Annotated in this window: 22 protein-coding genes; 9 read left to right on the top strand and 13 right to left on the bottom strand. The window is 58.6% G+C overall.

What is annotated here, in order from left to right:
- Positions 1–1,370: methyl-accepting chemotaxis protein (locus tag D8U18_RS18020; protein WP_131108119.1), on the bottom strand; the 1,370-nt coding region annotated here is incomplete at its 3' end.
- Positions 1,371–1,510: 140 nt separating this feature from the next.
- A complete protein-coding gene (locus tag D8U18_RS18015) occupies positions 1,511–2,827 on the bottom strand; it encodes a Na+/H+ antiporter NhaC family protein (RefSeq protein ID WP_056854813.1) in 1,317 nt (438 codons plus the stop codon).
- A gap of 224 nt (positions 2,828–3,051) precedes the next feature.
- Here D8U18_RS18015 and D8U18_RS18010 point away from each other — a divergent pair, with 224 nt between their 5' ends.
- Both D8U18_RS18010 and D8U18_RS18005 read left to right on the top strand, forming a co-directional pair.
- On the top strand, positions 3,052–5,199 hold the full coding sequence (locus D8U18_RS18010; RefSeq protein ID WP_131108118.1) for a methyl-accepting chemotaxis protein: 2,148 nt from the start codon (positions 3,052–3,054) through the stop codon (positions 5,197–5,199).
- Between the two features lie 291 nt (positions 5,200–5,490).
- The gene (locus tag D8U18_RS18005) at positions 5,491–7,167 is read left to right on the top strand and encodes an MFS transporter (protein ID WP_056854815.1); all 1,677 of its coding nucleotides are present in this window, start codon (positions 5,491–5,493) and stop codon (positions 7,165–7,167) included.
- 106 nt (positions 7,168–7,273) lie between these two features.
- Here D8U18_RS18005 and D8U18_RS18000 read toward each other — a convergent pair whose 3' ends face one another.
- From D8U18_RS18000 to D8U18_RS17985, 4 genes are read right to left on the bottom strand one after another with little or no spacing between them, the layout of a single operon-like run.
- On the bottom strand, positions 7,274–8,590 hold the full coding sequence (locus tag D8U18_RS18000) for an ATP-binding protein (protein WP_131108117.1): 1,317 nt from the start codon (positions 8,588–8,590) through the stop codon (positions 7,274–7,276).
- The gene (locus D8U18_RS17995; protein ID WP_056854817.1) at positions 8,587–9,255 is read right to left on the bottom strand and encodes a response regulator transcription factor; all 669 of its coding nucleotides are present in this window, start codon (positions 9,253–9,255) and stop codon (positions 8,587–8,589) included. The genes D8U18_RS18000 and D8U18_RS17995 overlap by 4 nt, the downstream gene beginning before the upstream one ends.
- Before the next feature lie 3 nt (positions 9,256–9,258).
- Entirely contained in the window at positions 9,259–9,582 is a 324-nt protein-coding gene (locus D8U18_RS17990; RefSeq protein ID WP_056854818.1) for a PepSY domain-containing protein, read from the bottom strand.
- Entirely contained in the window at positions 9,582–9,890 is a 309-nt protein-coding gene (locus D8U18_RS17985) for a PepSY domain-containing protein (protein ID WP_056854819.1), read from the bottom strand. The genes D8U18_RS17990 and D8U18_RS17985 overlap by 1 nt, the downstream gene beginning before the upstream one ends.
- A gap of 223 nt (positions 9,891–10,113) precedes the next feature.
- Between D8U18_RS17985 and D8U18_RS17980 the strand changes: the two genes are divergently transcribed.
- The 4 genes from D8U18_RS17980 to codA all read left to right on the top strand — a co-directional run bounded on the left by D8U18_RS17980 (position 10,114) and on the right by codA (position 13,974).
- Positions 10,114–11,193: a patatin-like phospholipase family protein gene (locus D8U18_RS17980; RefSeq protein WP_130904211.1), complete on the top strand. Its 1,080-nt coding sequence runs from the start codon at positions 10,114–10,116 to the stop codon at positions 11,191–11,193.
- 75 nt (positions 11,194–11,268) lie between these two features.
- Positions 11,269–11,625: a 6-carboxytetrahydropterin synthase QueD gene (queD, locus tag D8U18_RS17975; RefSeq protein WP_056854821.1), complete on the top strand. Its 357-nt coding sequence runs from the start codon at positions 11,269–11,271 to the stop codon at positions 11,623–11,625.
- Between the two features lie 221 nt (positions 11,626–11,846).
- Positions 11,847–12,692: an alpha/beta hydrolase gene (locus tag D8U18_RS17970; protein WP_131108116.1), complete on the top strand. Its 846-nt coding sequence runs from the start codon at positions 11,847–11,849 to the stop codon at positions 12,690–12,692.
- Positions 12,693–12,729: 37 nt separating this feature from the next.
- Entirely contained in the window at positions 12,730–13,974 is a 1,245-nt protein-coding gene (gene codA, locus D8U18_RS17965; protein ID WP_056854823.1) for a cytosine deaminase, read from the top strand.
- Between the two features lie 96 nt (positions 13,975–14,070).
- On the opposite strand, the gene D8U18_RS17960 is transcribed toward codA, so the two are convergent.
- The 4 genes from D8U18_RS17960 to D8U18_RS17945 all read right to left on the bottom strand — a co-directional run bounded on the left by D8U18_RS17960 (position 14,071) and on the right by D8U18_RS17945 (position 17,102).
- Positions 14,071–14,421, bottom strand: a complete 351-nt coding sequence (locus D8U18_RS17960) for a hypothetical protein (protein ID WP_131108115.1) — start codon at positions 14,419–14,421, stop codon at positions 14,071–14,073.
- An 11-nt stretch (positions 14,422–14,432) separates the two neighbouring features.
- Positions 14,433–15,407 (bottom strand): hypothetical protein, encoded by a 975-nt coding sequence (locus D8U18_RS17955; protein WP_056854825.1) that lies wholly within the window; start codon positions 15,405–15,407, stop codon positions 14,433–14,435.
- A 10-nt stretch (positions 15,408–15,417) separates the two neighbouring features.
- Positions 15,418–15,906: a type VI secretion system tube protein Hcp gene (locus D8U18_RS17950; RefSeq protein WP_056854826.1), complete on the bottom strand. Its 489-nt coding sequence runs from the start codon at positions 15,904–15,906 to the stop codon at positions 15,418–15,420.
- Positions 15,907–16,109: 203 nt separating this feature from the next.
- Positions 16,110–17,102: a hypothetical protein gene (locus D8U18_RS17945; protein WP_056854827.1), complete on the bottom strand. Its 993-nt coding sequence runs from the start codon at positions 17,100–17,102 to the stop codon at positions 16,110–16,112.
- A gap of 205 nt (positions 17,103–17,307) precedes the next feature.
- Between D8U18_RS17945 and D8U18_RS17940 the strand changes: the two genes are divergently transcribed.
- From D8U18_RS17940 to D8U18_RS17930, 3 genes are all read left to right on the top strand, one after another.
- The gene (locus D8U18_RS17940; RefSeq protein ID WP_056854828.1) at positions 17,308–18,879 is read left to right on the top strand and encodes a glucan 1,4-alpha-maltotetraohydrolase domain-containing protein; all 1,572 of its coding nucleotides are present in this window, start codon (positions 17,308–17,310) and stop codon (positions 18,877–18,879) included.
- 109 nt (positions 18,880–18,988) lie between these two features.
- Positions 18,989–20,140: an MFS transporter gene (locus tag D8U18_RS17935; RefSeq protein ID WP_056854903.1), complete on the top strand. Its 1,152-nt coding sequence runs from the start codon at positions 18,989–18,991 to the stop codon at positions 20,138–20,140.
- A gap of 119 nt (positions 20,141–20,259) precedes the next feature.
- Positions 20,260–21,786, top strand: a complete 1,527-nt coding sequence (locus tag D8U18_RS17930) for a trypsin-like serine protease (RefSeq protein WP_056854829.1) — start codon at positions 20,260–20,262, stop codon at positions 21,784–21,786.
- 65 nt (positions 21,787–21,851) lie between these two features.
- Here D8U18_RS17930 and D8U18_RS17925 read toward each other — a convergent pair whose 3' ends face one another.
- From D8U18_RS17925 to D8U18_RS17915, 3 genes are all read right to left on the bottom strand, one after another.
- Positions 21,852–24,278: a TonB-dependent receptor gene (locus tag D8U18_RS17925; RefSeq protein WP_131108114.1), complete on the bottom strand. Its 2,427-nt coding sequence runs from the start codon at positions 24,276–24,278 to the stop codon at positions 21,852–21,854.
- Positions 24,279–24,376: 98 nt separating this feature from the next.
- Positions 24,377–25,360 carry a FecR family protein gene (locus D8U18_RS17920; RefSeq protein WP_131108113.1) on the bottom strand — a complete coding sequence of 328 codons (984 nt, stop codon included), beginning with the start codon at positions 25,358–25,360 and terminating at the stop codon, positions 24,377–24,379.
- A gap of 40 nt (positions 25,361–25,400) precedes the next feature.
- Entirely contained in the window at positions 25,401–25,901 is a 501-nt protein-coding gene (locus D8U18_RS17915; RefSeq protein WP_056854832.1) for a sigma-70 family RNA polymerase sigma factor, read from the bottom strand.
- Positions 25,902–25,942 lie beyond the last annotated feature (41 nt).

Here is a 25,942-nt window from a genome sequence, read left to right as displayed (position 1 = left end):
GTGCCGGCCTGCAAGCGGTCGATCATGCCCTGGATTTCCTGGGTGCTGATCTGCGTACGACTGGCCAGCGCCCGTACCTCGTCGGCCACCACCGCAAAACCGCGCCCGGCCTCGCCGGCGCGGGCCGCTTCGATGGCGGCGTTGAGTGCCAGCAGGTTGGTCTGCTCGGCGATCGAACGAATCACCCCAAGCACGCTGACAATCGACGACACGTCTTTTTGCAGGCTGTCCAGGGACACGCCGCTGCTGCGAATGTCGTCCACCAACGCATGAATCTTGACGATGCTGCCGGCCACCACTCGCTTGGCAGCTTGTCCTTCTTCATCAGTCTGCTGGGCAGCAACCGCGGCGTTTTGCGCACTCTTGGCCACTTCCTGGGCAGCGGCGGACATTTCGTTGATCGCCGTGGCCACCTGGTCGGTCTCGTGACGCTGGCGCTCCATGGCCTGGTCGGAACGGTTGGCCTGTTCGGAAACCTGAGTCACCAGCCCGGTCAACTGTGAGGTCATCTCGGTGATCTGGCGCACCAGGCCATGGATCTTGTCGACGAAGCGGTTGAACGAACCCGCCAGTTGACCCAGCTCATCCTGGCTGGTGATGGTCAGGCGACGGGTCAGGTCCCCCTCACCCGCGGCGATGTCGTCGAGGTTGGCTTTCATCAGGTTCAATGGCCGCAGAATGGTGTTGGCCAGCAGCATGCCGGCTGCCGCGATCAGCAACAGCACCACCACGGCCACACCGACGATACTCAGCACCACGCCTTGCATACGCTCCTGAACCTTGGCCTCGACCACGGCGACTTGCGCCTCGATACCGTCGAGGTTGACCGACGTACCCACCGCCATGTCCCATTTCGGCAGGTATTCGGTGTAACCGAGCTTGGGCACCAGCACCTTATTGTTGCCCGGCAACGGCGAGCTGTATTGCAGATAGTGCGTCCCGTCCTGGGCGACTTTCACCAGATCGCGATTGACGTAGACCCCGTTGGGGTCGCGGTTGTCCTTGAAGCTTTTGCCTACGCCTTCCGGATCTTTGGCCTTGAACAGGCGCACGGTGTTGGAGTCATAGCCGAAGAAGTAGCCGTCCTTGCCGTAGGTGATGTTCGACAGCAACTTGATCGCCTGCGCCCGCGCTGCGTCATCGCCTTGCGCGGCAGCGTCGTACAGCGGCTTGATCGTGGTCATTGCCACGGCAACGTAACTTTGCAGGGTGGCCTTGGCATCGCTGAGCAGGCGCTCGCGGGTGACCTCGACCTCTTGGCGGGCCTGGCCTTGCAGGATGAACAACGTGGTCAGGCTGATGACCAGCGCGAAGAGCAATACCGGGAGGACGGCGAGGGACAGGACTTTGGCCTTCAGGCTCATGCGCATGACGTTCACTCTTTTGATTTTGTTGGCGTGGTTAAAGGCTATAACGGCACGCCAAGGCAAAACTGTAGGAGCCGGGTTTGCCGGCGAAAGCAATGTCAAAGACGCCTTCGCCGGCAAACCTGGCTTCTACATGAGTGAAATCAGAGGACCATCGCGGCCACCCAGCCAAACGCCAGCAACGGCAGGTTGTAGTGCAGGAAGGTCGGGACCACGGTGTCCCAGATGTGATGGTGCTGGCCGTCGATGTTCAGGCCGGAAGTCGGGCCGAGGGTCGAGTCCGATGCGGGCGAACCGGCATCACCGAGGGCACCGGCCGTACCGACGATGCACACGATGGCGATCGGACTGAAGCCAAGTTGCACGCACAACGGCACGAAAATCACCGCCAGGATCGGCACGGTGGAAAACGACGAACCGATGCCCATGGTCACCAGCAATCCCACCAGCAGCATCAGCAAGGCGCCGATGGCTTTGCTGTGGCCGATCCACGCTGCCGACGTTTCGACGAGTGTCTGCACTTGCCCGGTGGCCTTGATCACTTCGCCAAACCCGGAAGCGGCGATCATGATGAAGCCGATCATCGCCATCATCTTCATGCCTTCGGTGAACAGGTCATCGGTGTCGCGCCATTTGACGATGCCCGATACCGAGAAAATCAGGAATCCGGCCAGCGCACCGATGATCATCGAGTCCAGCAACAGCTGAATAATGAAGGCCGCCGCAATCGCCGCACCCGCGACCATCAGGCTCAACGGGTTGTATTGCACCGCAACCTGTTCGACTTGCTCGATCTTTTGCAGATCGTAGACACGCTTCTTGCGGTAACTGACGAACGCAATCAGCAAGCCCACCAGCATGCCCAGCGCCGGAATCCCCATGGCGTGGGTGACGTTGATGCCGCTGATGTCTACGCCGCTGCGGGCGACGTTGGCCAGCAGGATCTCATTGAGGAAGATGTTGCCGAAGCCCACGGGCAGAAACATGTACGGGGTGATGAGGCCGAAGGTAATGACACAGGCGATCAACCGGCGATCGAGTTGCAACTTGGTCAGCACGTATAAAAGCGGCGGCACCAGCAAGGGAATGAAGGCGATATGTATCGGCAAGATGTTCTGCGAGGCAATGGCCACGACCCAGAGCAACCCGATCAACAACCACTTGACCTGGCCACCGCCCGAGGCGTGCTGGCGATCGACCATCGCCAAGGCCTTGTCGGCCAGGGCATGGGCCATGCCGGACTTGGCAATGGCCACCGCGAAAGCACCGAGCAAGGCGTAGGACAACGCCACGGTCGCCCCGCCGCCGAGGCCGCTGTTGAAGGCTTTGAGCGTCGCCTCGATCCCCAGGCCACCGGTCAAGCCACCCACCAACGCACCTACGATCAGCGCGATCACCACATGCACGCGGGACAGGCTGAGTATCAGCATGACGCCGACCGCGGCAATTACTGCATTCATTGTCACTACTCCAGACAAGCGAAAAGAGTCCAGCCGGGCGCCTGCATGAGCCACCAGCGGGTTAAAGAATGGGTCTTATTAGAAGGGCGCGCACTTTGCCGCAGACACGGCCCGGTGTCAAAGCCGCGCTCGAGGTCATTTATTCACCGGGGCGAGATAAAGAAAGCCAAATCACAGCCGTTACAGTGCAAAGTCTCAGATATTTATCGAATAAGGACGTCTCCATGTCGCTCAGACAACTTTCCATTCAATGGAAAATCACCCTGCTGGCCGGGCTGTGCCTGGCGGGCATCGTGACCCTGCTGGTAGGTCTTTCGCTGTACCGCATGGAGCACAGCTCCGAGTTGGTGAAAGCCTCGAGCATGGAAATGCTGACTGAAGCGGCGCAGGCACGGATCGAGTCCCAGGGTGAAAACCAGGCACTGGTCATTCGCCAGCAGTTCATGGACGCCTATCAATACGGGCATGGATTTTCCCGTCAGGTGCTGTTTTTGCGAGACCAGGCCGAGAAGCGTTTCCTCGATGCCTTCGACCTGCGCGAAGACCTGACACGACAGGTCAAATCGGCCCTGCAAGCCAACCCCGAACTGCTCGGCTTGTCCCTGGTGTTTGAGCCCAATGGCCTGGATGGCAAGGACGATCTGTTCAGCGGACAAGCCGAACTGGGCAGTAACGACAAGGGCCGTTTTGCCCTGTACTGGTCACAGCCGACGCCGGGCAAGGTAACGTCCATGGCGCTGCCGGAAAGCGACATGGCCGACACCAGCAGCGGCCCCAGCGGCGAACCGGCCAATGCCTGGTTCACCTGCCCGCGCACCCGCCTCAAGCCCTGCGTGATCGAACCCTACTTTTATGTGATCGACGGCCAGAAAGTGCTGATGACCAGCATCGTGTTCCCGCTGATGGTCAACGGCAAGGTCATCGCTTCGCTATCGGTGGATATCAACCTCAACAGCTTGCAAACGATCAGTCAGGGCGCCAGCAAAAAGCTCTACGACGGCCAGACCAGCGTCAGTATTGTCAGCCCGGCCGGCCTGCTCGCCGGTCACAGCCCGGACGCCGACAAACTCAGCCAGCGCCTGGAAACCGTGGACCAGACCAGCGGTGCCGAACTGATGCGCATGCTCGCCGGCAGCAGCCAGACCGGCAGCCTGCACAGCCATCAGCAGCTCAAAGTCATATCGCCCTTCCAACCGATTCCCGATGGAAAATCCTGGGGTGTGTTGCTCGACGTCCCTGAAAAAGTGCTGATCGGTCCCGCCGAAGCCTTGAAAAAGCAGCTGGATGAAAGCAACACGGCCGGCACACTGACCGAGTTGGGGCTGGGTGTCCTCGCCGCATTGATCGGGCTGGTGCTGGTGTGGCTGATGGCCCGCAGTGTGACCAAACCGATCCTCGGCGTGGCGTACATGCTCGAAGACATCGCCAGCGGCGAAGGCGACCTGACCCGGCGCCTGGCCTACGACAAACAGGATGAGCTGGGGCAATTGGCGGGCTGGTTCAACCGCTTCCTCGACAAGCTGCAACCGATCATCGCCGAAGTGAAACGCTCGGTGCAGGATGCCCGCAACACCGCTGACCAATCGTCCGCCATCGCCACCCAGACCAGCGCCGGCATGGAACAGCAGTACCGTCAGGTGGATCAGGTCGCTACCGCGTCCCACGAAATGAGCGCCACTGCCCAGGATGTCGCCCGCAGCGCCGCCCAGGCCGCACAAGCGGCGCGGGATGCCGACCAGGCGACTCGCCAAGGCCTGACCGTGATCGACCGCACCACCACCAGCATCGACAACCTCGCCGCCGACATGAGCGCGGCGATGGTCCAGGTTGAAGGCCTGGCTGCCAATAGCGAAAAAATCGGTTCGGTACTCGAAGTGATCCGCGCCATTGCTGAACAGACCAACCTGCTGGCACTCAACGCCGCCATCGAAGCCGCCCGTGCCGGTGAAGCCGGACGTGGGTTTGCCGTGGTGGCCGATGAAGTGCGCAACCTGGCGCGACGCACCCAGGAGTCCGTCGAGGAAACCCGTGTGGTGATCGAGCAATTGCAAAGCGGCACCCAGGATGTGGTGGGCTCGATGGGCAACAGCCATCGCCAGGCCCAGGGCAGTGTCGAGCAGGTTGGACAGGCCGTTACGGCACTGCGGCAGATCGGCGATGCGGTGACCGTGATCAGCGACATGAACCTGCAAATCGCCAGTGCAGCCGAAGAGCAAAGCGCGGTTGCCGAGGAGATCAATAACAATGTCGCGACCATTCGCGATGTGACCGAATCGTTGTCGGGACAAGCCAACGAATCAGCACGGGTGAGCCAGTCGCTCAATTGCCTGGCCAATCATCAGCAGGGGTTGATGGATCAGTTCCGCGTCTAATTACCACTGATCCCCTGTAGGAGCCGGCTTGCTGGCGATAGCGGCGACACATTCAGTATCAATGTGTCCAGTACACCGCTATCGCGAGCAAGCTCGCTCCCACAGGTTTTCGTGTACATCCTTGCCATTCACTTTCCATCTTCAATGATGGCGAGTGGATATCTTCCGGAAGCCGATTATGCTTCATGAAACCTTGCAGCGATGCGAGGCCGTCAGTCTGTGTCCCAGGGCCCGGGTACGGCAACAAATGAGAGGTGCTCCGGCCTAAAACAAGAACAACGGAGAAAACTCATGGCGGCAATCGACAATACAACCACGGGCAGTGCGCCCAACCGCGGGATTACCAAGGAGGAACGTAAAGTCATCTTTGCCTCGTCCTTGGGCACCGTGTTCGAGTGGTACGACTTTTACCTGTATGGCTCCCTCGCCGCGATCATCGCCAAGCACTTCTTTGCCGGCGTCAACGAGACCACGTCCTTCATCTTCGCTTTGCTCGCGTTCGCCGCAGGCTTTGCAGTACGCCCCTTCGGCGCGATTGTTTTCGGCCGGTTGGGTGACATGATCGGACGCAAACACACCTTCCTCATCACCATTGTGATCATGGGTGTGTCCACGGCGGTGGTGGGCTTTTTACCGGGGTACGCGACCATCGGGGTGGCGGCGCCGATTATCCTCATCACCCTGCGCTTGCTGCAGGGCCTGGCCCTGGGTGGCGAATACGGCGGTGCGGCGACTTACGTGGCCGAACACGCGCCAAAAGGCAAACGCGGTTACTTCACCTCATGGATCCAGACCACCGCGACCCTCGGTCTGTTTCTGTCATTGCTGGTGATCCTGGCCTGTCGCACAGCGCTGGGCACTGAAGCCTTCGAAGCCTGGGGCTGGCGGATCCCGTTCCTGCTGTCGATCCTGCTGTTGATCATCTCGGTGTACATCCGCCTGCAACTCAACGAGTCACCGGTGTTCCTGAAAATGAAGGCTGAGGGCAAATCCTCCAAGGCGCCGCTGACCGAATCTTTCGCCCGCTGGGACAACCTCAAGATCGTCATCATGGCCCTGCTCGGCGGCACTGCCGGGCAAGCCGTGGTCTGGTACACCGGGCAGTTCTACGCGCTGTTCTTCCTGTTGCAAACATTGAAAATCGAACCGCAGACCGCCAACCTGCTGATCGCCGGCTCGTTGCTGATCGGCACGCCGTTCTTCGTGATTTTCGGCAGCCTGTCCGATCGGATCGGCCGCAAAGGAATCATAATGGCCGGCTGCATCCTCGCGGCGCTGACGTATTTCCCGATTTTCAATGCGCTGACCCAGTACGGCAATCCCGATGTGTTCGTCGCCCAGGAGAAAAACCCGGTCACGGTGGTCGCCGATCCTGACCAGTGTTCGTTCCAGTTCGACCCGGTGGGCAAGGCCAAATTCACCAGTTCCTGTGACTTGGCCAAGACCGTGCTGGCCAGACGGGCGATCCCCTATAAAAACGAGAAGGCCGAGCCGGGCACTGTGGCGCAGGTGCGGATCGGTGAGAAGGTGATCCAGAGTTTCGAGGGCACCGGCATGCCGGCCGCCGACTTCAAGGCGAAGAACGATGCATTCACCGCCTCGCTCGCTACCGCTCTGAAGGAGGCCGGCTACCCCGAAAAGGCTGACCCGGCCAAGACCAACTATCCGATGGTGTTGTTGCTCCTGACCATTCTCGTCATCTACGTGACCATGGTGTACGGCCCGATCGCCGCGTGGCTGGTTGAACTGTTCCCGGCACGTATCCGCTATACCTCGATGTCGCTGCCGTACCACATCGGCAACGGCTGGTTTGGCGGATTCCTGCCGACGGTGGCCTTCGCTATGGTGGCAGCCACTGGGGATATCTATTACGGCCTGTGGTATCCGATCGTGATCGCAGTGATGACGGCGATTCTGGGGATTTTCTTCATGCCGGAAACCAAGGATCGGGAGATTCATCACACCTGAAACCGGCACAACACAACCCTTGTGGGAGCACGGCTTGCCGGCGATGGCGGACGGGAGATCGCCATCGCGAGCAAGCTTTGCTCCTACGGGGGATGTCGGTGTGTTTTCAGGTGCGTTTGGGTAGTTCGATCAACACTTTCAACCCGCCCCACTCGCTCACCTGCAAGCGCATCACCCCGCCCCAGGTGTCGACGATATCGCGCACAATGCCCAGGCCCAGGCCATGCCCATCGGCCTGTTCATCCAGCCGTGCGCCGCGGCTGAACACCTGATCGCGCCTGTCTTCGGGAATGCCCGGCCCGTCGTCTTCGACAATCAGCTGAAAACTTTCTGCAGCCTCGACCACACTCAATCGGACTTCGGCATCGGCCCATTTGCAGGCGTTGTCCAACAGGTTGCCGAGCAGTTCCAGCAGATCCTCGCGATCCCATGGCAGTTGCAGCCCGGCCGGGGCGCGATAGCTCAGGTTCAGATGTTCGCCGTGAATCATGTTCAATGTCGCCAACAACCCCGGCAGTTCGGCGTCGCAGTCAAACAGTGCGCCCGGCAGTGCATCGCCGGCCAAGCGAGCGCGATTGAGTTCACGATTGAGCCGCTGTTGCACCTGTTCCAGTTGTTCCTTGAGCACCTTGCGCAGTTGCGGATGCGCGTCGAGCTGTTCGCTCGAGGCAAGACTCAACAGCACGGCCAATGGGGTTTTCAAGGCGTGACCCAGATTGCCCAAGGCATTGCGCGAGCGCTTGAGGCTGTCTTCAGTGTGAGCCAGCAGGTGGTTGATCTGCGCCACCAGCGGCTCCAATTCCACCGGTACCTGCTCATCAAGTTGCGAACGCTGGCCCTGTTGCAGTTGCGCGATCTGTTCGCGGGCCTTTTCCAGCGGGCGCAAGGCGCGACGCACAGTGACCCGTTGCAACAGCAGGATCAGCAGCAACCCCGCTAGCCCCAGTCCGAGCCCGACCTGCTGCATCCGCTGGAAGCTCTCGCGCACCGGCGTGTAATCCTGCGCCACACTGATGGAAATCGACTGGCCGAGGCGCCGATAGTCGGAACGCAGCACCAGCAATTGCTGCCCTTCCGGCCCCAGTTGCAGGTTGCTGTGCAGGCCGGGATGATCGAGGCGCGGCAGCTCCTGATCCCACAATGAACGGGAGCGCCAATGACTGTCGGCAAAATCGATACGGAAATAATGACCGGAAAACGGCCGTTGATAGGCTGGAGACAAGCGCCGCTCATCCAGTTGCAAGCCCTGCGGGCCACGCACCAGCGCCACCAGCAGGCTCTCGCTGTCGTTGCGCAATCCCGCCTCGAGGTAGCGCTGCAAGCCCATTTCAAACAACCACAGACTGGTTTGCGCCAGTATCAGGCCGACAATCACCATGACGCTGATCAGGCCAAGGCTCAAGCGCCGCTGGATCGACCTCACCTGGCTTGCCCGCCGAACAGGTAACCCTGGCCGCGACGGGTTTCGATCACACTCTTGCCGAGCTTGCGCCGCAGGTGATTGACGTGAACTTCCAGCACGTTGGAATCGCGCTCGGTTTCACCGTCGTAGAGGTGTTCGGCGAGGTGGCTTTTGGAAAGGATTTGCTCGGGGTGCAGCATGAAATAACGCAGCAAGCGGAACTCGGCTGCGGTGAGCTGGACCTCGGCGCCATCGCGTGTGACGCACTGACGGCCCTCGTCCAGATGCAACCCGGCAGCCTTGAGCGTCGGTTGATTGGCCTGGCCGTGGGAGCGACGCAACAACGCCTGAATGCGTAAATGCAGCTCTTCGGGATGGAACGGTTTGGTCAGGTAATCGTCGGCACCGGCCTTCAGGCCTTCGATGCGTTCAGCCCAGGAACCGCGTGCGGTGAGGATCAGCACTGGCGTAGCCAGACCTGCGGCGCGCCATTGAGCCAGCACGTCCAACCCCGGGACGCCCGGCAAACCGAGGTCGAGGATGATCAGGTCATAGGGCTCGGTACTGCCCTGATGCAGCGCGTCGCGACCATCGGCCAGCCAGTCCACGGCGTACCCTTGGCGATTGAGGCCGGCCATCAATTCGTCGGCCAGGGGCACGTGGTCTTCCACCAGGAGCAAACGCATCGGTCAGTCTTCCTTGTCTTTCAGTAATCGGCCGGTGGCGGCGTCAAGGTCAAGCTCGCGCACCACGCCTTCAGTAGTGAGCAACTCGACTTCGTAAATATAGATGTCGTGCTTCTCTTCGAGCTCAGCCTCCAACAGTTTGGCCTCGGGGTAGCGGTCCAGCGCCTGTTGCAACAATTGCTCGAGCGGCAGGATCACCCCCTGTTGGCGCAGGCGCAGGGCTTCGTCCTGATCGAGGTCACGAGCCATGGCCACCGAACAGAAAGCCAGCAGCACCAGCGCCAGTCGACTGCCGGCGCGCCGTGTTGTAAAGGAAAGCAACGTCATTACGAATCCTGATGATCCTTGAGAACCTGCCCGCTGACAGCGTCTAATTCCAGATCCCAATCGATACCCTGCGAGTCGCGCAGTTCAATCTGGTAGATGTACTTGCCGTACTCTTCTTCCAGCTCGGTTTCAGTGATAGTGGAACCCGGGTGCCTGGTCAACGCGGTGGCATTGAGTTTCTCGAAAGACACAATGGTACCAGCGTCGCGCAGCCTCAAGGCTTCATCCGGCCCCAGATCGCGCGCGTGGGCGATACTGGCGGTCAGGCTGATGATGGACGCGGTGAACAGGGCAGTCAGGGTTTTCATGGGTGTCTCCGTATTCTTTTAGGTGTTGCCTACGGGGGCCACGTTAGCGATAAGAACTTAATTGAAACTGAATTGCCATCATTGGCCACAGCAACACAAAACCTGTAGGAGCACGGCTTGCCGGCGATGGCGCCCAGGAGATCGCCATCGCGAGCAAGCTTTGCTCCTACGGGTTTGGCGCAAGCTGTTACATAATTAACTGTTGCCAGACACAGAGGCCGGTATGACCGCCATCCACATCAAGTTTCCCTCCCTGACGCTCAAGGCCGGGCCGCGTGCCTTGGCGCGCATCCGTGAAAACGGGTTGCAGGCTGCCGATGTCGGCACGTTGCCGGGCGCTGCCGGTGGCCCCAAGGCATTGGGGATTCAGGGGCTGGACCTGGCGTTATTCGGCCAATGGTTGCCGACGGCGCCCCGGGAGCGCTCGCTGATCGGTGCATCGGTGGGTTCCTGGCGCTTCGCCAGTGCCTGCCTGCCAGACGCCGCCGAAGGCATCCGCCGACTTGGCCAGCTCTACACCGAGCAGGATTTCGCCAAGGGTGTGACCATGGCGCAAATCAGCCAGAGCTCGCGGCGCATGCTCGATGACTTGCTCGACGGTCACGATGCCGCCCTGCTCGCCAACCCCCATTACCGCCTGAACGTCATGGTGGTCAAAAGCCACGGCCTGCTCGCGGATGACCATCGCGGGCGTCTGGGCCTTGGCCTGTCGTCGGTGATTGCCGATAACCTGCGCGGCCGCGCGCGGCTGTCGCGGCACTTCGAACGGTTGATCATCCACGATCCGCGCCTGGCGCCGCCGGTCAATGCGCTGAATGACTTCCCGTCACGTTTCGTCGCCCTGGATGCCGGGAATCTGCGCCAGGCCTTGCTAGCCTCCGGATCGATCCCGATGGTGATGGAAGGCGTGCGCGATCTGCCGGGTGCCGGCGCCGGGACGTTCCGCGACGGCGGCTTGCTCGACTATCACCTCGACCTGCCCTACAGCGGCGATGACATCGTGCTCTATCCGCATTTCACCGACCGGGTGATTCCCGGCTGGTTCGACAAGACGCTGCCCTGGCGCCGCGCCTGCCCGGCACGCCTGCAAAATGTCTTGCTGGTGGCGCCGTCGAAGGAGTACCTGGCGCGTTTGCCCTACGGCAAACTGCCGGACCGCAACGACTTCAAACGCTTCATGGGCGACGCCCCGAGCCGGCAGAAATACTGGCGCGCGGCGATGGATGAAAGTCGGCGCCTGGGCGATGAGTTTCTCGAACTGGCCGCCAACGGTCGCCTTGGCGAGCGCTTGCTGACCCTTTAGTCAGGACAAGCTGTTAAACTCGCCGCCTGCCCGAATCGCTGCGGCGAACGCCATCTGAACAGAGCTGAAAACACTGTGGAAATTTTCAAAGAGTTTACTTTCGAATCCGCCCACCGCCTGCCCCACGTCCCGGACGGCCACAAGTGCGGCCGCCTGCATGGTCACTCGTTCAAAGTGGCGATTCATCTGAGCGGCGACCTCGATCCGCACACCGGCTGGATCCGCGATTTCTCCGAGATCAAGGCGATCTTCAAGCCGCTGTACGAACGCCTGGACCACAACTATCTGAACGACATTCCCGGCCTGGAAAACCCGACCAGTGAAGTGTTGGCCAAGTTCATCTGGGCCGAAATGAAACCTCTGCTGCCGGAACTCAGTGCGATCCGCATCCACGAGACGTGCACCAGCGGTTGCATCTATCGCGGCGAGTAAACCTGCCAATGGATGCACAACCCTGTAGGAGCGAGCCTGCTCGCGATGGACGTCTAGACACCGCGGTTTTCCAGATACACCACGTTATCGTTAACGTCTTTCGCGAGCAGGCTCGCTCATAAAGTGGTTATGCGTTTCGTCAGTGATACAAAAAACAGCCTTCAACGGCTGTTTTTTTATGCCTATGCTTTTTGGCTCGCACCTGCCAAGAGGACACGTCCATGACTGAATGGCCACTGGCTCAAACCTACCGCTTCAAAGGGCACTCCGTTCGCTATGCCGTTCGCGGCGATGGCCCGCCGCTGGTGTTCGTGCACGGCACACCCTTCTCTTCTTATGTATGGCACCGGATTGCGCCGCATTTCATCACCACGCACCGCATTCACTACTTCGACCTGCTGGGCTACGGGCTATCCGAGAAAGTTGAGGGTGACGTTTCATTGGGCGTGCAGAACGAATTACTGGCGCAACTGTTGGAACACTGGGGCCTGGATAACCCCGATGTGGTGGCCCATGACTTTGGCGGCGCGACCACCCTGCGTGCGCACCTGCTCAACGGCAAGGATTACCGCAGCCTGACGCTGATCGACCCGGTCGCGCTGACGCCCTGGGGCTCGCCGTTCGTGCAACACGTGCGACAGCATGAAGCGGCGTTCAGCGGATTGCCCGACTACATTCAGCGAGCCATCGTGCCGGCCTATATCCGCGGGGCAATCAAACGCGACATTCCGGACGACGAACTCGCACCGTACGTGCAACCCTGGCTGGGCGACCCCGGGCAAGCGGCCTTTTACCGGCAGATCGCTCAGATGGACGAACGCTTCACCCGCGAAGTCGAAGGCTTCTACCCGACGATGCGCTGCCCGGTGCTGATCCTGTGGGGCGAGGACGATCAGTGGATTCCCATCGAACGCGGGCGAGCCTTGCAACAGATGATCCCGGGCGCACAGTTTCACGCGGTTCCCAACGCCGGTCATCTGGTGCAGGAAGATGCTCCTGAGGCCGTTGTCGCGGCGTTGATGCGATTTTTGCCACTGGCGGGGATTGCCATCACCGAGCTAACGTAAGGACATTGACAACCGAACCTCTAAAAGGACTCTCCTGATGCACATCATCAATGCCAGGTTGCGCAACCAGGAAGGCCTGCATGAGTTGCACCTGGAAAACGGCCTGATCAGCAACATCGCCCGCCAGACCGAAGCACCTACCCTGGGGCCAGACGATCTGGATGCTGGCGGCAACCTGGTCATACCACCCTTCGTCGAGCCGCACATTCATCTCGACGCAACCCTGACTGCGGGCGAGCCGCGCTGGAACATGAGCGGTACGCTGTTCGAAGGCATCGAGTGCTGGGGCGAGCGCAAAGCCACCATCACCCAGGAAGACACCAAAACCCGGGCCAGGAAAACCATCCAGAACCTGGCGGCCCACGGCATCCAGCACGTGCGCACACATGTCGATGTCACTGACCCGCAGTTGACCGCCCTGAAGGCGATGCTCGAAGTGCGCGAGGAAAGCCGGCACCTGGTGGACATGCAAATCGTCGCATTCCCGCAGGAAGGCATCGAGTCCTATCGCAACGGCCGGGACTTGATGGAGGAAGCGATCCACATGGGTGCCGACGTGGTCGGAGGCATTCCGCATTTCGAGTACACCCGCGAGCAGGGTGTCAGTTCGGTGAAGTTCCTGATGGACCTGGCCGAACGCACCGGGTGTCTGGTGGACGTGCATTGCGATGAAACCGACGACCCGCACTCACGCTTCCTCGAAGTGCTCGCCGAAGAGGCCCGCAGCCGCGACATGGGTTCGCGGGTCACCGCCAGCCACACCACGGCCATGGGCTCCTACGACAACGCCTACTGCGCCAAACTGTTTCGTCTGCTCGGGCATTCGGGCATCAGCTTCGTTTCATGCCCCACCGAAAGCATCCACCTGCAGGGCCGCTTCGATAACTTTCCGAAACGCCGGGGCGTGACCCGGGTCAACGAGCTGCTCGAAGCCGGCATGAACGTGTGTTTCGGCCAGGACTCGATCGTCGACCCGTGGTATCCGCTGGGCAACGGCAACATCTTGCGGGTACTCGAAGCGGGCCTGCACATCTGTCACATGCTCGGTTACCGCAACCTGCAAAGCGCCCTGGACCTTGTCACCGACAACAGCGCCAAGGCCCTGGCCCTGGGTGACCGCTACGGACTGGAACCGGGCCGGCCAGCGAACCTGCTGATTCTTTCTGCCGAAAGCGATTACGAAGTGATCCGCAGCCAGGGATTGCCGTTGTATTCGGTGCGTGGAGGCAAGGTGTTGATGAAGCGGACGATGCCGGTGGTGGAGTTCAGTGGGGTGGATTGATCTTCCGGTTTAATCAATTACACCCTGGTTATCGCTAGTCGATTTGTCACCGGCTATACACCGTGGCGTAAACTAGCGATAACCTAATGTAAAAAATCAAACCAACAAAAACCTAAGGACAACCATCGAAAAAAACACCACTCCACCTGCAATCCAAGGCGCTATCAACTTTCGCTTAAGATCTAGCGGCAAATTCAACAACTCATCCTTCTCTATAAGACCCCGTTTTTCGCATAGCCGAGGGATCAAAAACATTATTGCAATTGATCCACACCTATGAACCTTTCCAATCAAGCCAAAACCAGAAAACACTTCACGATTGCTTGCAACATATTTACTTTTATCCAAGTAGCTTTCTATTATTTCCGTATATCGAATGGTGAATATAAATATCCACACCAACACCAAAAACATCAAGAATATTAAAAATATTGCAGTAAAACCCAATACAATCCTCATTATTGAAGATACTCATAAATTATGTCACCGCCCATCCCACCTATATTTCCACCGATTGCTCCTCCTGCCCAACCGCCTACTCCACTCCCTACCACCATACAAGCTAGTGCACCGGCCCCGCCGGTAGCGACCCCGAAGGCAACAGCGCATCCGATTGAAGTTACGTAACCTCCAACAAACCCGCCGAAAGATCCACCATACAGGCTGCCCGACAACTTCCCTCCTTCTAGATACTTAGCTTTCCTGCATTGCTCTTCACGCCCAGTCGTGCATGCCTCATAAATTGAGGCACCTGTTGCAGTTACACTCAGGCCGACCCCCAGATAGGTCCCTTTTTTCATGAGGCTGGATGCTTTCGCCACGCCATTAATGGTTTCGGCATAGCCGGCTATGGTCCCCGTATGCAGGTAACTTTTGGTGGAAATGCCCAGCATGTCCTTGATCGAGCCTTGGTTACGCAAACCGGAGCCAAATCGGGCAAAGCTTCTCAACTGATGATCAAGCTTCTCAAATAGAGCCTTACGCTTTGTATAAAAGGCATCTCGACTCTCAGCGCCACCCTGTCTCAATAAATCACCATGAGCGCTTTCGATTTTTTCCAGGGTTGTCTTGATGCCATCAAGGTGTTTGCTCCAGGCACCACCCACCGCGCCAATCCCTATGGATGAATAACCAAGCATTCTTGTCAAAAGTTCGTGATTTTCAACTATGAAACCATCGCTCTGCATTCCATTTGTCATAATCGCCAAATGGACTTCCAACGCTTTGCGCATATAAAACGCTTCTTCGGCCGTACACGACGCTACTGATTCATCACCTACTATTACTATTTCACCGGGCAACACCACTGTATTGATAATGTGAGAATTCAACACATCAAACTTGATACTGGATTTTTGCCCAAGATTCAACTTTGACTTTAAATACGAATAGGGCTGCACATGCTCATTGATAAAAATGTAGGCCTTTGACATCAGCTAAACCTCACGAGCATTTCTTATTAGCAATACGATCCCACCCACCGGCCACGTTTCCGCCGCCTGCGCCGTCTGTACGCTTTTGCTGGGTGTAGATCGTTCTTATGCGCCCGTAATCTAGACTGATACTTTCGGTAGGTATCCCGTCATTTGCTATTTGCGAGTAACTGGAAATGATCACCTCTTCAAGCTGGATCTCGAAGTATTTGAGTTTCTCGCCACCTGCGCGGTGCAAACTTAAAACAACTTCTTTCAGGTGCTCACCCGCGCAACTAGCCTCCAAAAGTTTGCTACTGGATTTATCCAGGGTTTTGGTGAACGTAAAATCGGAAACGGTCGTACGCCCCGAAGAAGCTCCCCCCGCAGAACTGGCCGTAGCCGACGTTCCTTGGTGGGTGCCGAAGCGGTAGCCGGTAATTTCGATCCAGTCACTGTGTTGCTCATCAAGCGCTTCACCCGGGATTCCACTGATTTTCAAAAAAGCGTCAAATGCCATGCCACCGTTCCTTGGCAGTGGAATTGTTCATCAATTCCTTCATGAGCAAAGCTACAACTTTCTCTTTAAACAATGGTTTGACTAACACCCCCTGAGTACTGCGAAAAAGAGCTTTCCTATGCCGCTCTGCCAAATTTCTGTAGGACCTGTCCACATATGCCGGGGTTACTGTGGGCGGCGATTCGATAACGGCGACATAAGATTCAACTAACCAACCGGGCCGTACCAAACAGACTAACCCGACTCAACTTCCCCCGCTCTTCCTCCAGCAAAATCGGCGCAGTACCACCGGGCATCGTCACTTTCACCTCCCCGGCACTCACCCAGCCCACCCGCCAGGCCGCGCACGCCACCGCCGTGGCGCTGGTGCCGGAGGACGCCGTCGGCCCTTCGCCGCGTTCGAATACTCGCGCGATCACTCGCTGCGCGGCATCATGGGCCGCCCATTGCAGATTGATCCCCGCCGGGCACGGTTGTCCTGCCCCGGTGGGCATGGCGAAAGCGATTCGCGTGAGCCCTTCGCCCAATGCGGGTTCACGCATTTGCTCGTTGCTCGGCAGCGCATCCATGTGGTCCACCAGCGTCACACAATGCGGATTACCGACCCGTACAAACTGACTGCGGACCCATGCGCCGTTCAATGCTGCCAACGGCTGTACATGACTCAGCTCACGGCCGTTGAACGTTACACTCTCAACGCCTTGAGCACTGACTGCTTGCGGGCCGAAAGTCGGTTGCCCCAGATCCAGCCAGAAACCCTGCACCCCTTCGACCTGCGCCGCTTTCACCGAGGTTTCTCCCGGTGAAATCACATCGGCCTTGTCGTGATGAACCCTGAGCACGCACGCCTCGTCCCGGGGCAATAACCCTTGGTCACTCAGGGCCTGGGAGAAAATCGTCAGGCCGTTTCCACTGCGTTCGGCGAGGGTGCCGTCGGTGTTGACAATCAACAGATCGAACGGTGGCGACGACTGGAACGGGCCAACCAGCAAGCCATCGCTGCGATGAGCCTTGCTGCCGGTCGGTTGCTCACCCGGTGCCCAGGAACAGCATGCTTCGACGGCTGCCGACGCCCACAATTGGCGGGTTTGCGCGGCGTGGCCGGCTTGATCGGGCACAGCGATGCCCATTTGCCGCAGCGCCTCGGGCGCCGCAACCATGTAGATATTGCCTCGTGCATCGTAGAGCCGAGTCATGTACCAGTCCTGAGTTCAGCCAAAAAAGAGTCTGTACTTTAGGGCCTCACGGAAGACGACAGCAATCGATTGCCCCGTCGAATTGCGGTTACTACGCGCCCGGGGTTTATCGCGAACTGTTGTCGTCACCTGTCATTAATGACAGCAGACAACCTATCCGCACCAGCGCAAAGTTGAATCCTGGCCCTTATTGCCCGGTGACACCATGAAATGGATATCCCTGCCTTTTATTCTGATAACCCTGATTTCAAGCGGTGTGACAATCGCCGATGAGCCGGTGCGCAATGGCGGTGGCGAGGAAATCCTGTTGCAAGGGTTTCACTGGAACTCCAGCCGCAACCCGACGGAAAAGTGGTACGCGGTACTGACACGCATGGCGGGTGGGATTGGTAGCGATGGCTTCACCGCCGTGTGGATGCCACCTCCCTGGAGCGATGTTTCCCAGTGGAAAACCCTCTCGGCCGAAGGTGGAGGTGAAGGCTATTTCTGGCACAGTTTCGATAAGGGCAGCCGCTACGGAAGCGATGCACAACTTCAGCAGGCTGCCGGGGCGTTAAGTCAGGCCGGCGTGAAAGTGGTGTACGACATCGTGCCCAATCACATGAACGATAAAGACGTTTATTCACTATTTCCCAGAGGGCGAAATGAGTGGCGTCACGACTGTGCGCAATGTGACGAAGGCGATGCTTTCATGGACGGCGCGGCCGATCTGAATACCGCCAACACAGAGGTTTTCACCGCTTTCGAAAAGGAACTCATCAACCTGCGCGACCATTACGGTGCCAAAGGCCTGCGCTTCGACTTCGTCCGCGGCTATGCACCGGAAACGGTTGATCGGTGGATGAGGGCCTTTGGCGACCAACAGTTTTGCATCGGTGAAATGTGGAAAGGCCCAGGTGAGTACCCTGAAGGTGACTGGCGTCATAAGGCCAGTTGGCAAGATGCACTCAAGGACTGGGCAGACCGCTCGCACTGTACGGTCTTCGACTTTGCCCTCAAGGAACGCATGCAAAACGGTTCGCTCGCCCAATGGCGAGACGGGCTCAATGGCAACCCGGATCCCGCATGGCGCAAGATTGCCGTAACCTTTGTCGACAACCATGACACTGGCTACTCACCGGGTCCGAATCAAGGACAACATCACTGGCCGTTGCCAGAAGAGCGGCGTAATCAAGCCTATGCCTATATCCTCAGCAGCCCTGGTACACCCGCGGTGTACTGGCCGGACATGTACGACTGGCAACGTGGCGACTTGATTCGCCAGCTGATCAGGCTACGTAAGGAGGCTGGCATCAAGGCTGACTCCGAGATCCGTTTTCATCCGCAGTATTCCGGAATGGTGGCCACCACGACAGGCATTCTGAAAAGCCTGGTTATCGCGCTGGATTCGGATTTCACGAACCTGCCACAAAACCTGGGCCAACCAGCGCTGGCAGCGGACGGCGATAAAATCCGCATCTGGAGTACGCCTTCTGAGCAACCGCCCATAGGCGTTCATTTCAATTGCGACTACGCCCCCACCTCCGTCGACCAAACCGTTTATGCCGTGGGCTCATCTCTTGAACTGGGTGCATGGGACCCGCGCCATGCCATCGCCTTGACGCACAACCCCCAAGAGAACCGCTGGACGCGAGTCATCGAGTTGCCGGCGCATCAGGTCATCGAATGGAAATGCATCATGCGCAACAGCAATTCGCCTGACTCCGTGCGTTGGCAACCGGGTCCGAACGTCAGCTTCACCAGTGGCGAAGTCAGCGTAACCCGAGGAACGTTTTAGCCTGCTGGGCCAGCGGTTGTGAGCAGCCTTCAGGGTCGCGACAGGTGAACTGATGTGCAAGGATGGCGGTCTGCACACAGTCAGTCACCTGCGTTACCAAGGACTTTTCATGACCGCCATCAATACCCCACCGCTCTTCGTTCCCGGGCGCATGGAACAAATGTCCACGCGCGTCGCTTTTTTCATCGCCGGGTTCGGCATCGCCGCGTGGGCACCGCTGGTGCCGTATGCCAAGGCGCGGGCCGGGCTGGACGAAGGCACGTTGGGTTTGTTGCTGCTGTGCCTGGGGGTGGGTTCGATTCTGGCCATGCCGATGGCTGGGATCCTGGCCACGCGCTTCGGTTGCCGCAAAGTGGCGACCGGCGGGACGCTATTGATCTGTGCAGCGCTGCCGCTGCTGGCCACGGTGTCGTCGATTCCGGCCCTGATCGGCGCGCTGTTCATGTTCGGCGCCGGCCTCGGCACGGTTGATTCGACAGTGAACCTGCAAGCGGTCATCGTCGAACGTGCCAGCGGCAAGAACATGATGTCGGGGTTCCACGGTTTGTTCAGCCTGGGCGGAATCGTCGGCGCGGCAGGTGTCAGTGCTTTGCTCGGCCTGGGGTTGTCGCCGCTCGGTGCGATGCTGGTGGTGGTCGCTTTGCTGTTGGTCGCCCTGCTGAAGGCCGTACCACACATGTTGCCCTATGGCAGCGACAGTTCAGGGCCGGCGTTTGCCGTTCCCCATGGCATCGTGCTGTTCATCGGCGGCATGTGCTTCATCGTCTTCCTCGCCGAAGGCGCGGCACTGGACTGGAGTGCAGTGTTCCTGGCGCAGGAGCGCGGGATCGATACGGCCTATGCGGGGCTGGGGTATGCGGCGTTTGCCCTGACCATGACGGTTGGACGCTTGACCGGTGACAAAATCGTGCGGCGGCTGGGCGCGACACGGGTGATCGTGTTCGGAGGGCTGACTGCGGCGGCCGGGCTGTTTCTGGCGACATTCGCCCCGAGCTGGGAAGCGGCGTTGGCCGGTTATGCGTTGCTCGGTGCAGGATGCTCGAACATTGTCCCGGTGCTGTACACCGCCGTGGGCAAACAGACCGTCATGCCGGAAAGCATCGCCGTGCCGGCCATTACCACGCTGGGTTATGCCGGGATTCTTGCCGGGCCTGCGGTGATCGGCTTTGTCGCCCATGCCGCCAGCTTGAGCTTTGCCTTTGGGTTGATGGCGTTGTTGCTGGTGGCGGTGGCGATTGGCGGGAAGGTATTGAAGGTGTGAGCCACTTGTTTACGATAAGTGGTCAATCTTCTGCTCACTTTACTGTCAACTTTGTCAGTAGACCGAGGCCGCAAAAAAATCACACCATAAGTTGAGTTTCCTCAACTTATGGATGAATCATGAAAGCTCTCTTCCTTGACTGGTTAGTGCCGATCGTACTCTTGATAAACATGAGCGCCTGCTCTGTGCTCCCACAATCCATAAGTCGCGACTGGGGAGAAGGAACACCCGACTTCGCGCCGGCACAGCCCTTGGGCAACGTAAACGGTCAATACGATCACTGGCAGTCGATTGGCCGTGTGACGGTGGAAAACGGTATGACCTGTACGGGTTCGTTGATTGACACGCGCCAAACAGTCGATCAGCGGGATAGTCCAGCCTATGTATTGACATCCGGACACTGCACCAACCTGGACTCCAACGTGGTTCTGGTAGACGAAGATGCAACTGGAAAAGTTACTTTCAACTTCTTTGCAGATACCATCGAGTTCACCAAATCGTACCCCGTTAAACGAATCAATTGGAGCACTATCCGAGGGCAGGATATTTCGATTCTTCAACTTGATCGTACTATTGGACAAGTGATTAGCGATGGTATTCAGCCATTAAAATTGGCAACCAGTCTGCCCGCGGAGTCTGGTGTATTGATAGTTGGAGCACCTCTACAACGCCACATTCAACGAATGGCCTGCCCGCGCGAGCACTCGACCGGCATTGTTGAGGGCCTATGGGCATGGCAGGATCAACTCAGCAATCGATGCCTGGATGTCATGAGCGGCATTTCAGGATCGCCGGTACTAGGACGCTTCAACAATGAAATTCTTGCAGTGGTGGGCACGACCACACAAGGCAGTGGGCATTCGCGATGCAGCAGCGGTGCACCCTGCGAAGTCATGGACGGCAAGGTAAGTAAAAAGTTGAATACCAATTACTCCACGTCGGCAATCGGCTTACAAGCGTGCTTTAACCAGGGACGGTTTGACCCTCTCAACCCATCCTGCTCTGTAGGCCCGAACTTCAAGTTTTCAGCCACTCCACCCGTGAACACTTTCATTAAGCTTGAGCGTGATCACTCCGGAGCCGTCATACCATGGCTTTGGACCCAGCCCTTCGCTGTGGATAGTCCTTATTACCGATACAAGTTCACGCGAACAATTAATGAATGTGGAGTGCCAACGGGTTACAGCGAGGCAATTTCCAGCAATACAAGCGGCGAGAACAAGCTGAGTCGAGAGTTGCACGACGGTGCCGGCATGTATTTGCTATGCATTATGGGGCAGGAGCACAAAATCGGCGCGCCGGGTCAATGGGATGCGCGTAATGCACGAGTTTACTGGCGATGGATGCTTGAGGGGCCGAGCCAGCTCACCCCTATTTATTCTATCAGTCAAAACCAGAACGACCCGTCAGAGTATACAGTGAGAGCTTTTCCGGTCTCTCCCGATTTGGATGCTTATTCGTACCAATACAAGGTAGTTTCACGCGAAAAAACTGACTGTCTGGACCAGCAAGGTTACAAGAGGGTACAACCATCAATCGGCGTTTTTACTGTTGATGTAACAAACGGCCCGGTGAAAGTTTGTCTTAAAACTAATGATCTGGCAGGAAACCCTTCTCCTATCGTTGATTTCCAGCTTCCCGAATAAGCAAGGATATGTTCCCGCAGTTTGATAATCTGCGGGAACCATCAGGAAAGCATCACTTAGTAAGATTAAAAGCCAACACTGGCCTGCACGAAAAACGTACGCGGCGCGCCAACGTACATGCCCGAGTTATTGTCGCTGGAGCGAGTGAAGTACTGCTTGTCGAAGATGTTTTTCACCCCCGCGCCCAGCTTCAGGTTCGACACCTGCGGACCGAAGTCATAACCGCCACGGACGTTCCAGGTGACGTAGCCCGGAATGTCACCGTACTGACCATCGGCCGTGCCCTCGGTGATGTAGTTGTTGCTGAAGCTGCCGTCGGCGTTCACCGCAACACCCGGTGAGCGCTGTTTGGACTGGGCAAAGGCGTCGATATTGTAGGTCCAGCGATCAATGTCGTAACGCAGCCCGGCGGTGGCCACCTGACGCGAATAGAACGGCAGGTCACGCCCCTCGAAATCCGGGATATCGCCTTCATAGACGGCACGGGTGTAGGTGTAGCCGGCATTCGCTGTCAGACCGGCCAGACGCGGGTCCAGTGCCGCCATGTCGTAATGCACCGATGCTTCGATCCCCTGGTGGGTCGTTGCGCCCAGGTTGGTCCAGCCCGCATCGTTGCTGATGTACTGCAACTCTTTATCGAAGTCGATGTAGAACAACGTCACTTCGCCGCCCCACACGTCATCGTTGTAGCGCGTGCCGATTTCATAGGTCTTGGCTTTTTCCGGCTCCAGACCATTGGCAGTGCTGTCGCCCGTACCACCCTGACCGAGCTGGAAATACTGCAGGCTGCCGAACGAAGTTTCATAGTTGGCGAACAGTTTCCAGGCATCGGAGATGTGATACATCACGCTCAGCGCTGGCAGCGGTTCGTTGCTTTCGATGCTGCGTTTCTTTTCCGGTACGGGCCGGCCGGCCGTGTCGAGTACCGGGCGGTCGTGCCAGTCGGTACTGATATGTTCAAAGCGAATACCGGGAGTGACGGTCCATTGGCCGACATCGATCTTGTTGTCGATATACACCGAGTTGGCTTCGGTGCCACCGGTTCGGTCCTGATAGACATGCCCGTCCGAACCTGGACGTACCACCGGCTCGTTGCTGCTGTTGAGCCCCAGGCGGCTGGCCTCTTCGTGCATGGCTTCTTTCAGGTAGCGATAACCGACACTGACTTCCTGGGTGGTCGGGCCGACATCGAACACATGGGATACACGCGGTTCGATGCCAAAGGTGTAGTAGGTACGCGGGAACGAGCCGATGGTTCTCTGATCGCGGGCGGCGATATTACTGCCGCGGAAACTGTCGGTGTAGTACGTCAGCACTTCGGCCTGAGTGCGGTCGTCGAGTTGGCGGACCCATTTGAACGACACGTCCTTGCGACGGCCACTGAAGCTGTCGTTGTTCCGGTCGGACTGGAACGGGTCAGCGTCGTACTGCGCCTGGGTCAGGCCGCCGGGCATGTCGGCGCTGGCGTCGTAGTAGTGAAAATTAAGACTGAAATCGTCGTAATCCGTAGGTGCCCAATGGGTCTTGAGGATCACGTCGTCGATGTCGTTGCCGTTGTTGCGCTCACGGTAGCCGTCGCCGTTCACCCCGGAGTACAACAGCGCCACGCCCATGCCGTTGTCCGCGGTGCCGCCGGCAAATACCGTGTCGATATGCTTCCAGCCACCGTGCTGGGACGTTTCCAGGGTCGTGCCGATTTCCGCAGAGGCTTGTTCAGGGATCGCACGGGTCACGAAATTGATCACACCGCCCACGTTCTGTGGTCCGTAGCGCACGGAGCCGGCCCCGCGCACCACGTCGATGCTGTCGAGGTTGCCGGAGGAAATCGGTGCCATGGACAGCTGCGGTTGGCCGTAAGGCGCGAACGCCGCAGGCACGCCGTCGATCAGCACAGTGGAGCGCGGCGACAGGCGCGACGTCAGGCCGCGAACACCAACGTTCAGGGAAATGTCGCTGCCACCGGTACCGTTGGCGTCCTGCACTTGCACGCCCGGCACACGTTTCAGAACGTCGCCGACGTTCATCGCACCTTGCTCGACCATCGCTTCGCGGCGGATCACGGTCCGCGCGCCCGGGTGATTCTGCACCACGGCGGCGTCGGCATCATCGAGCCAGTCACCGACCACTTTGATGTCGGTCACGCCCAATTCCAGCGGCCCTTTTGCAGCCGCCGCTGGCGCCGGCAACAAGGTGACCGAGCCTTCGTCGATCTGGTACTGCAGGCCGCTGCCCTGCAACAGCTGACGCAGCGCCTCTTCCGGGGAAATATTGCCCTCCACCGCCGGAGCCTGTTTGCCGGCCACCAGTTCAGGGCTGAAAAAAACCTGCAACGACGTTTGCTGGCCCAGCTCACTCAAGGCCTGACCCAGTGGCTGCGCCCTGATTTTAATGGCGTCGGCCGCGAAGGCCTGGGGCATCGCAACGTTGATCGCCAGTGCGAGCGCCAAGGGCAACCAAGGGAGATTGTTGTTTTTAGCGGCGGATTTTTTCACGTCAAACGGCGTCCTGTGAATCGCAAGAGTGTGCGCTTGTTAATGCAAACCAGTTGCAGTTGAACAGGAAGACGATGAACTCGAAAAAAACCTGAATTTTATTTTGAAATTATTTCCTGACTGCCGTCATCGAGGGTACGTACGGCCACCGGAAGTATGCTCGGCAAGGCCTTGAGCAGCGCATCGGTGTTGTCGGACTTGAACACGCTGGTCAGACGCAGATCGCCGACTGCGCGGCTGCCGACCTTGAGCGGCGTCTCGCGATAGCGCGAGACTTGCTCGGCGACATCGACCAGCCTGGCGTTGTTGAAGACCAGTTTGCCGTTGCGCCAGGCGGTCAGTTCGGCCGGGTTGACCGCATAGGCCGCCGCGACTTTGCCGTGCGCATCGACGTGGGTGCCCAGGCCAGCCGTAAGGTTGATGAAATCGTTGTCGGCAGCGTCGTGCCCCTGAACCTTGACGGTGCCCTGCTCCACCACGACCCGGGTTTCGCTGGCGCCACGGCGCACATCGAAACGGGTGCCGGTGACCGTGACTTTGCCGTTGCCGGCCTCGACGATGAAGGGTCTGCGGGTGTCAGGCTGGACGCTGAACATCGCCTCGCCTTCACTCAGTTCAACGGTGCGCCGGTCTTTTTCAAATCGCACCTGAATGCGACTTCGGCTGTCCAGGTCGACCACCGAGCCATCCGGCAGCGCCACATGACGGCGCTCGTTCAGTGCTGTGGAGAACTCAGCCGTGTAAGGCGCCGGATGATTCAGGCCACTGAACAAACCCAGCCCGAGCGCTACCGCCAACACGCTGGCGGCAACCGCATAACGCAGCACCGGGCGGCGTTTGTTGCGCGTTGGCGCTTCCTGACACAGCGCTTGCAGACGCGCCGCAGGCACCAGGTCGGCAGCTTTCCACAGCCCCTGGAGCCATTCGAATTCGGTTCGATGTTGCGGGTGTTGGTCCAGCCAGGTTTCGAACTGGCGATGCGTTTGGACATCGACCGCAGGTTCCTGCAATAGCACAAACCACCGCGCCGCTTCATCGCGGACCGCTGTTTGCCCGCACGCACAAGCACGAGTATCCATCATGGAAGTTCCTGTTTGGCTGGGGATGAAAAATGGCCGGCGCTCATGATTGCAGTCCGTCCAGGCGGTCGCGCAGATGCCGCAGCGTGCGGATCATATACTTTTCCACCATGTTCTTGGACAACCCCAGGCGTTCGGCGATTTCAGCCTGGGTCAGGCCTTCGATTTTCTGCCAGACAAACACCTTGCGGCAGTTGATCGGCAATTCGGTGAGCGCGCGCTCGATGGAATCGGCCAATTGGATCGCGTGCATGAAATGCTCCGGGTCGCCGGTTGACGACACACTGAGATCAATCGCCTCTGACTCCATGGCGCCCCGCCGATCCTCACGCCGATAACCGTCCACCGCGATATTGCGCGCGGTCTGGTGCAGGTAAGCCCGAGGTTGCTCCACCGCCGCCGAATTCGCCTCAAGCACCCGCACGAAGGTGTCGTGGGCCAGATCCTCAGCCTGCTGACGGTTTCTCAGGCGACGGGTCCAGGTGCCAACCAACTCTTCGTAATGCTCGAAAAAGCCGTGTCTGCGGGGCAGCTTGGGGATCATTTCGGTGTGCTGTGGAGACGGGGGCGTGAATAGTAATGCTT

The organism is Pseudomonas sp. Sample_10 (assembly GCF_004321495.1).
Taxonomy (GTDB): Bacteria; Pseudomonadota; Gammaproteobacteria; order Pseudomonadales; family Pseudomonadaceae; genus Aquipseudomonas.
This window is presented reverse-complemented; position numbering and strand designations above follow the sequence as displayed.

Excerpts from the sequence above, each read along its gene's own strand:
- D8U18_RS17980 (WP_130904211.1), top strand. The coding sequence starts at position 10,114 with ATGACCGCCATCCACATCAAGTTTCCCTCCCTGACGCTCAAGGCCGGG.
- D8U18_RS17955 (WP_056854825.1), bottom strand. The coding sequence starts at position 15,407 with ATGTCAAAGGCCTACATTTTTATCAATGAGCATGTGCAGCCCTATTCG.
- D8U18_RS18010 (WP_131108118.1), top strand. The coding sequence starts at position 3,052 with ATGTCGCTCAGACAACTTTCCATTCAATGGAAAATCACCCTGCTGGCC.
- D8U18_RS17985 (WP_056854819.1), bottom strand. The coding sequence starts at position 9,890 with ATGAAAACCCTGACTGCCCTGTTCACCGCGTCCATCATCAGCCTGACC.
- D8U18_RS17915 (WP_056854832.1), bottom strand. The coding sequence starts at position 25,901 with ATGATCCCCAAGCTGCCCCGCAGACACGGCTTTTTCGAGCATTACGAA.
- codA (WP_056854823.1), top strand. The coding sequence starts at position 12,730 with ATGCACATCATCAATGCCAGGTTGCGCAACCAGGAAGGCCTGCATGAG.
- D8U18_RS17990 (WP_056854818.1), bottom strand. The coding sequence starts at position 9,582 with ATGACGTTGCTTTCCTTTACAACACGGCGCGCCGGCAGTCGACTGGCG.
- D8U18_RS17945 (WP_056854827.1), bottom strand. The coding sequence starts at position 17,102 with ATGACTCGGCTCTACGATGCACGAGGCAATATCTACATGGTTGCGGCG.
- D8U18_RS17940 (WP_056854828.1), top strand. The coding sequence starts at position 17,308 with ATGAAATGGATATCCCTGCCTTTTATTCTGATAACCCTGATTTCAAGC.
- D8U18_RS17995 (WP_056854817.1), bottom strand. The coding sequence starts at position 9,255 with ATGCGTTTGCTCCTGGTGGAAGACCACGTGCCCCTGGCCGACGAATTG.
- D8U18_RS17920 (WP_131108113.1), bottom strand. The coding sequence starts at position 25,360 with ATGATGGATACTCGTGCTTGTGCGTGCGGGCAAACAGCGGTCCGCGAT.
- D8U18_RS17935 (WP_056854903.1), top strand. The coding sequence starts at position 18,989 with ATGACCGCCATCAATACCCCACCGCTCTTCGTTCCCGGGCGCATGGAA.
- D8U18_RS17950 (WP_056854826.1), bottom strand. The coding sequence starts at position 15,906 with ATGGCATTTGACGCTTTTTTGAAAATCAGTGGAATCCCGGGTGAAGCG.
- D8U18_RS18015 (WP_056854813.1), bottom strand. The coding sequence starts at position 2,827 with ATGAATGCAGTAATTGCCGCGGTCGGCGTCATGCTGATACTCAGCCTG.
- D8U18_RS17970 (WP_131108116.1), top strand. The coding sequence starts at position 11,847 with ATGACTGAATGGCCACTGGCTCAAACCTACCGCTTCAAAGGGCACTCC.
- D8U18_RS18005 (WP_056854815.1), top strand. The coding sequence starts at position 5,491 with ATGGCGGCAATCGACAATACAACCACGGGCAGTGCGCCCAACCGCGGG.
- D8U18_RS17930 (WP_056854829.1), top strand. The coding sequence starts at position 20,260 with ATGAAAGCTCTCTTCCTTGACTGGTTAGTGCCGATCGTACTCTTGATA.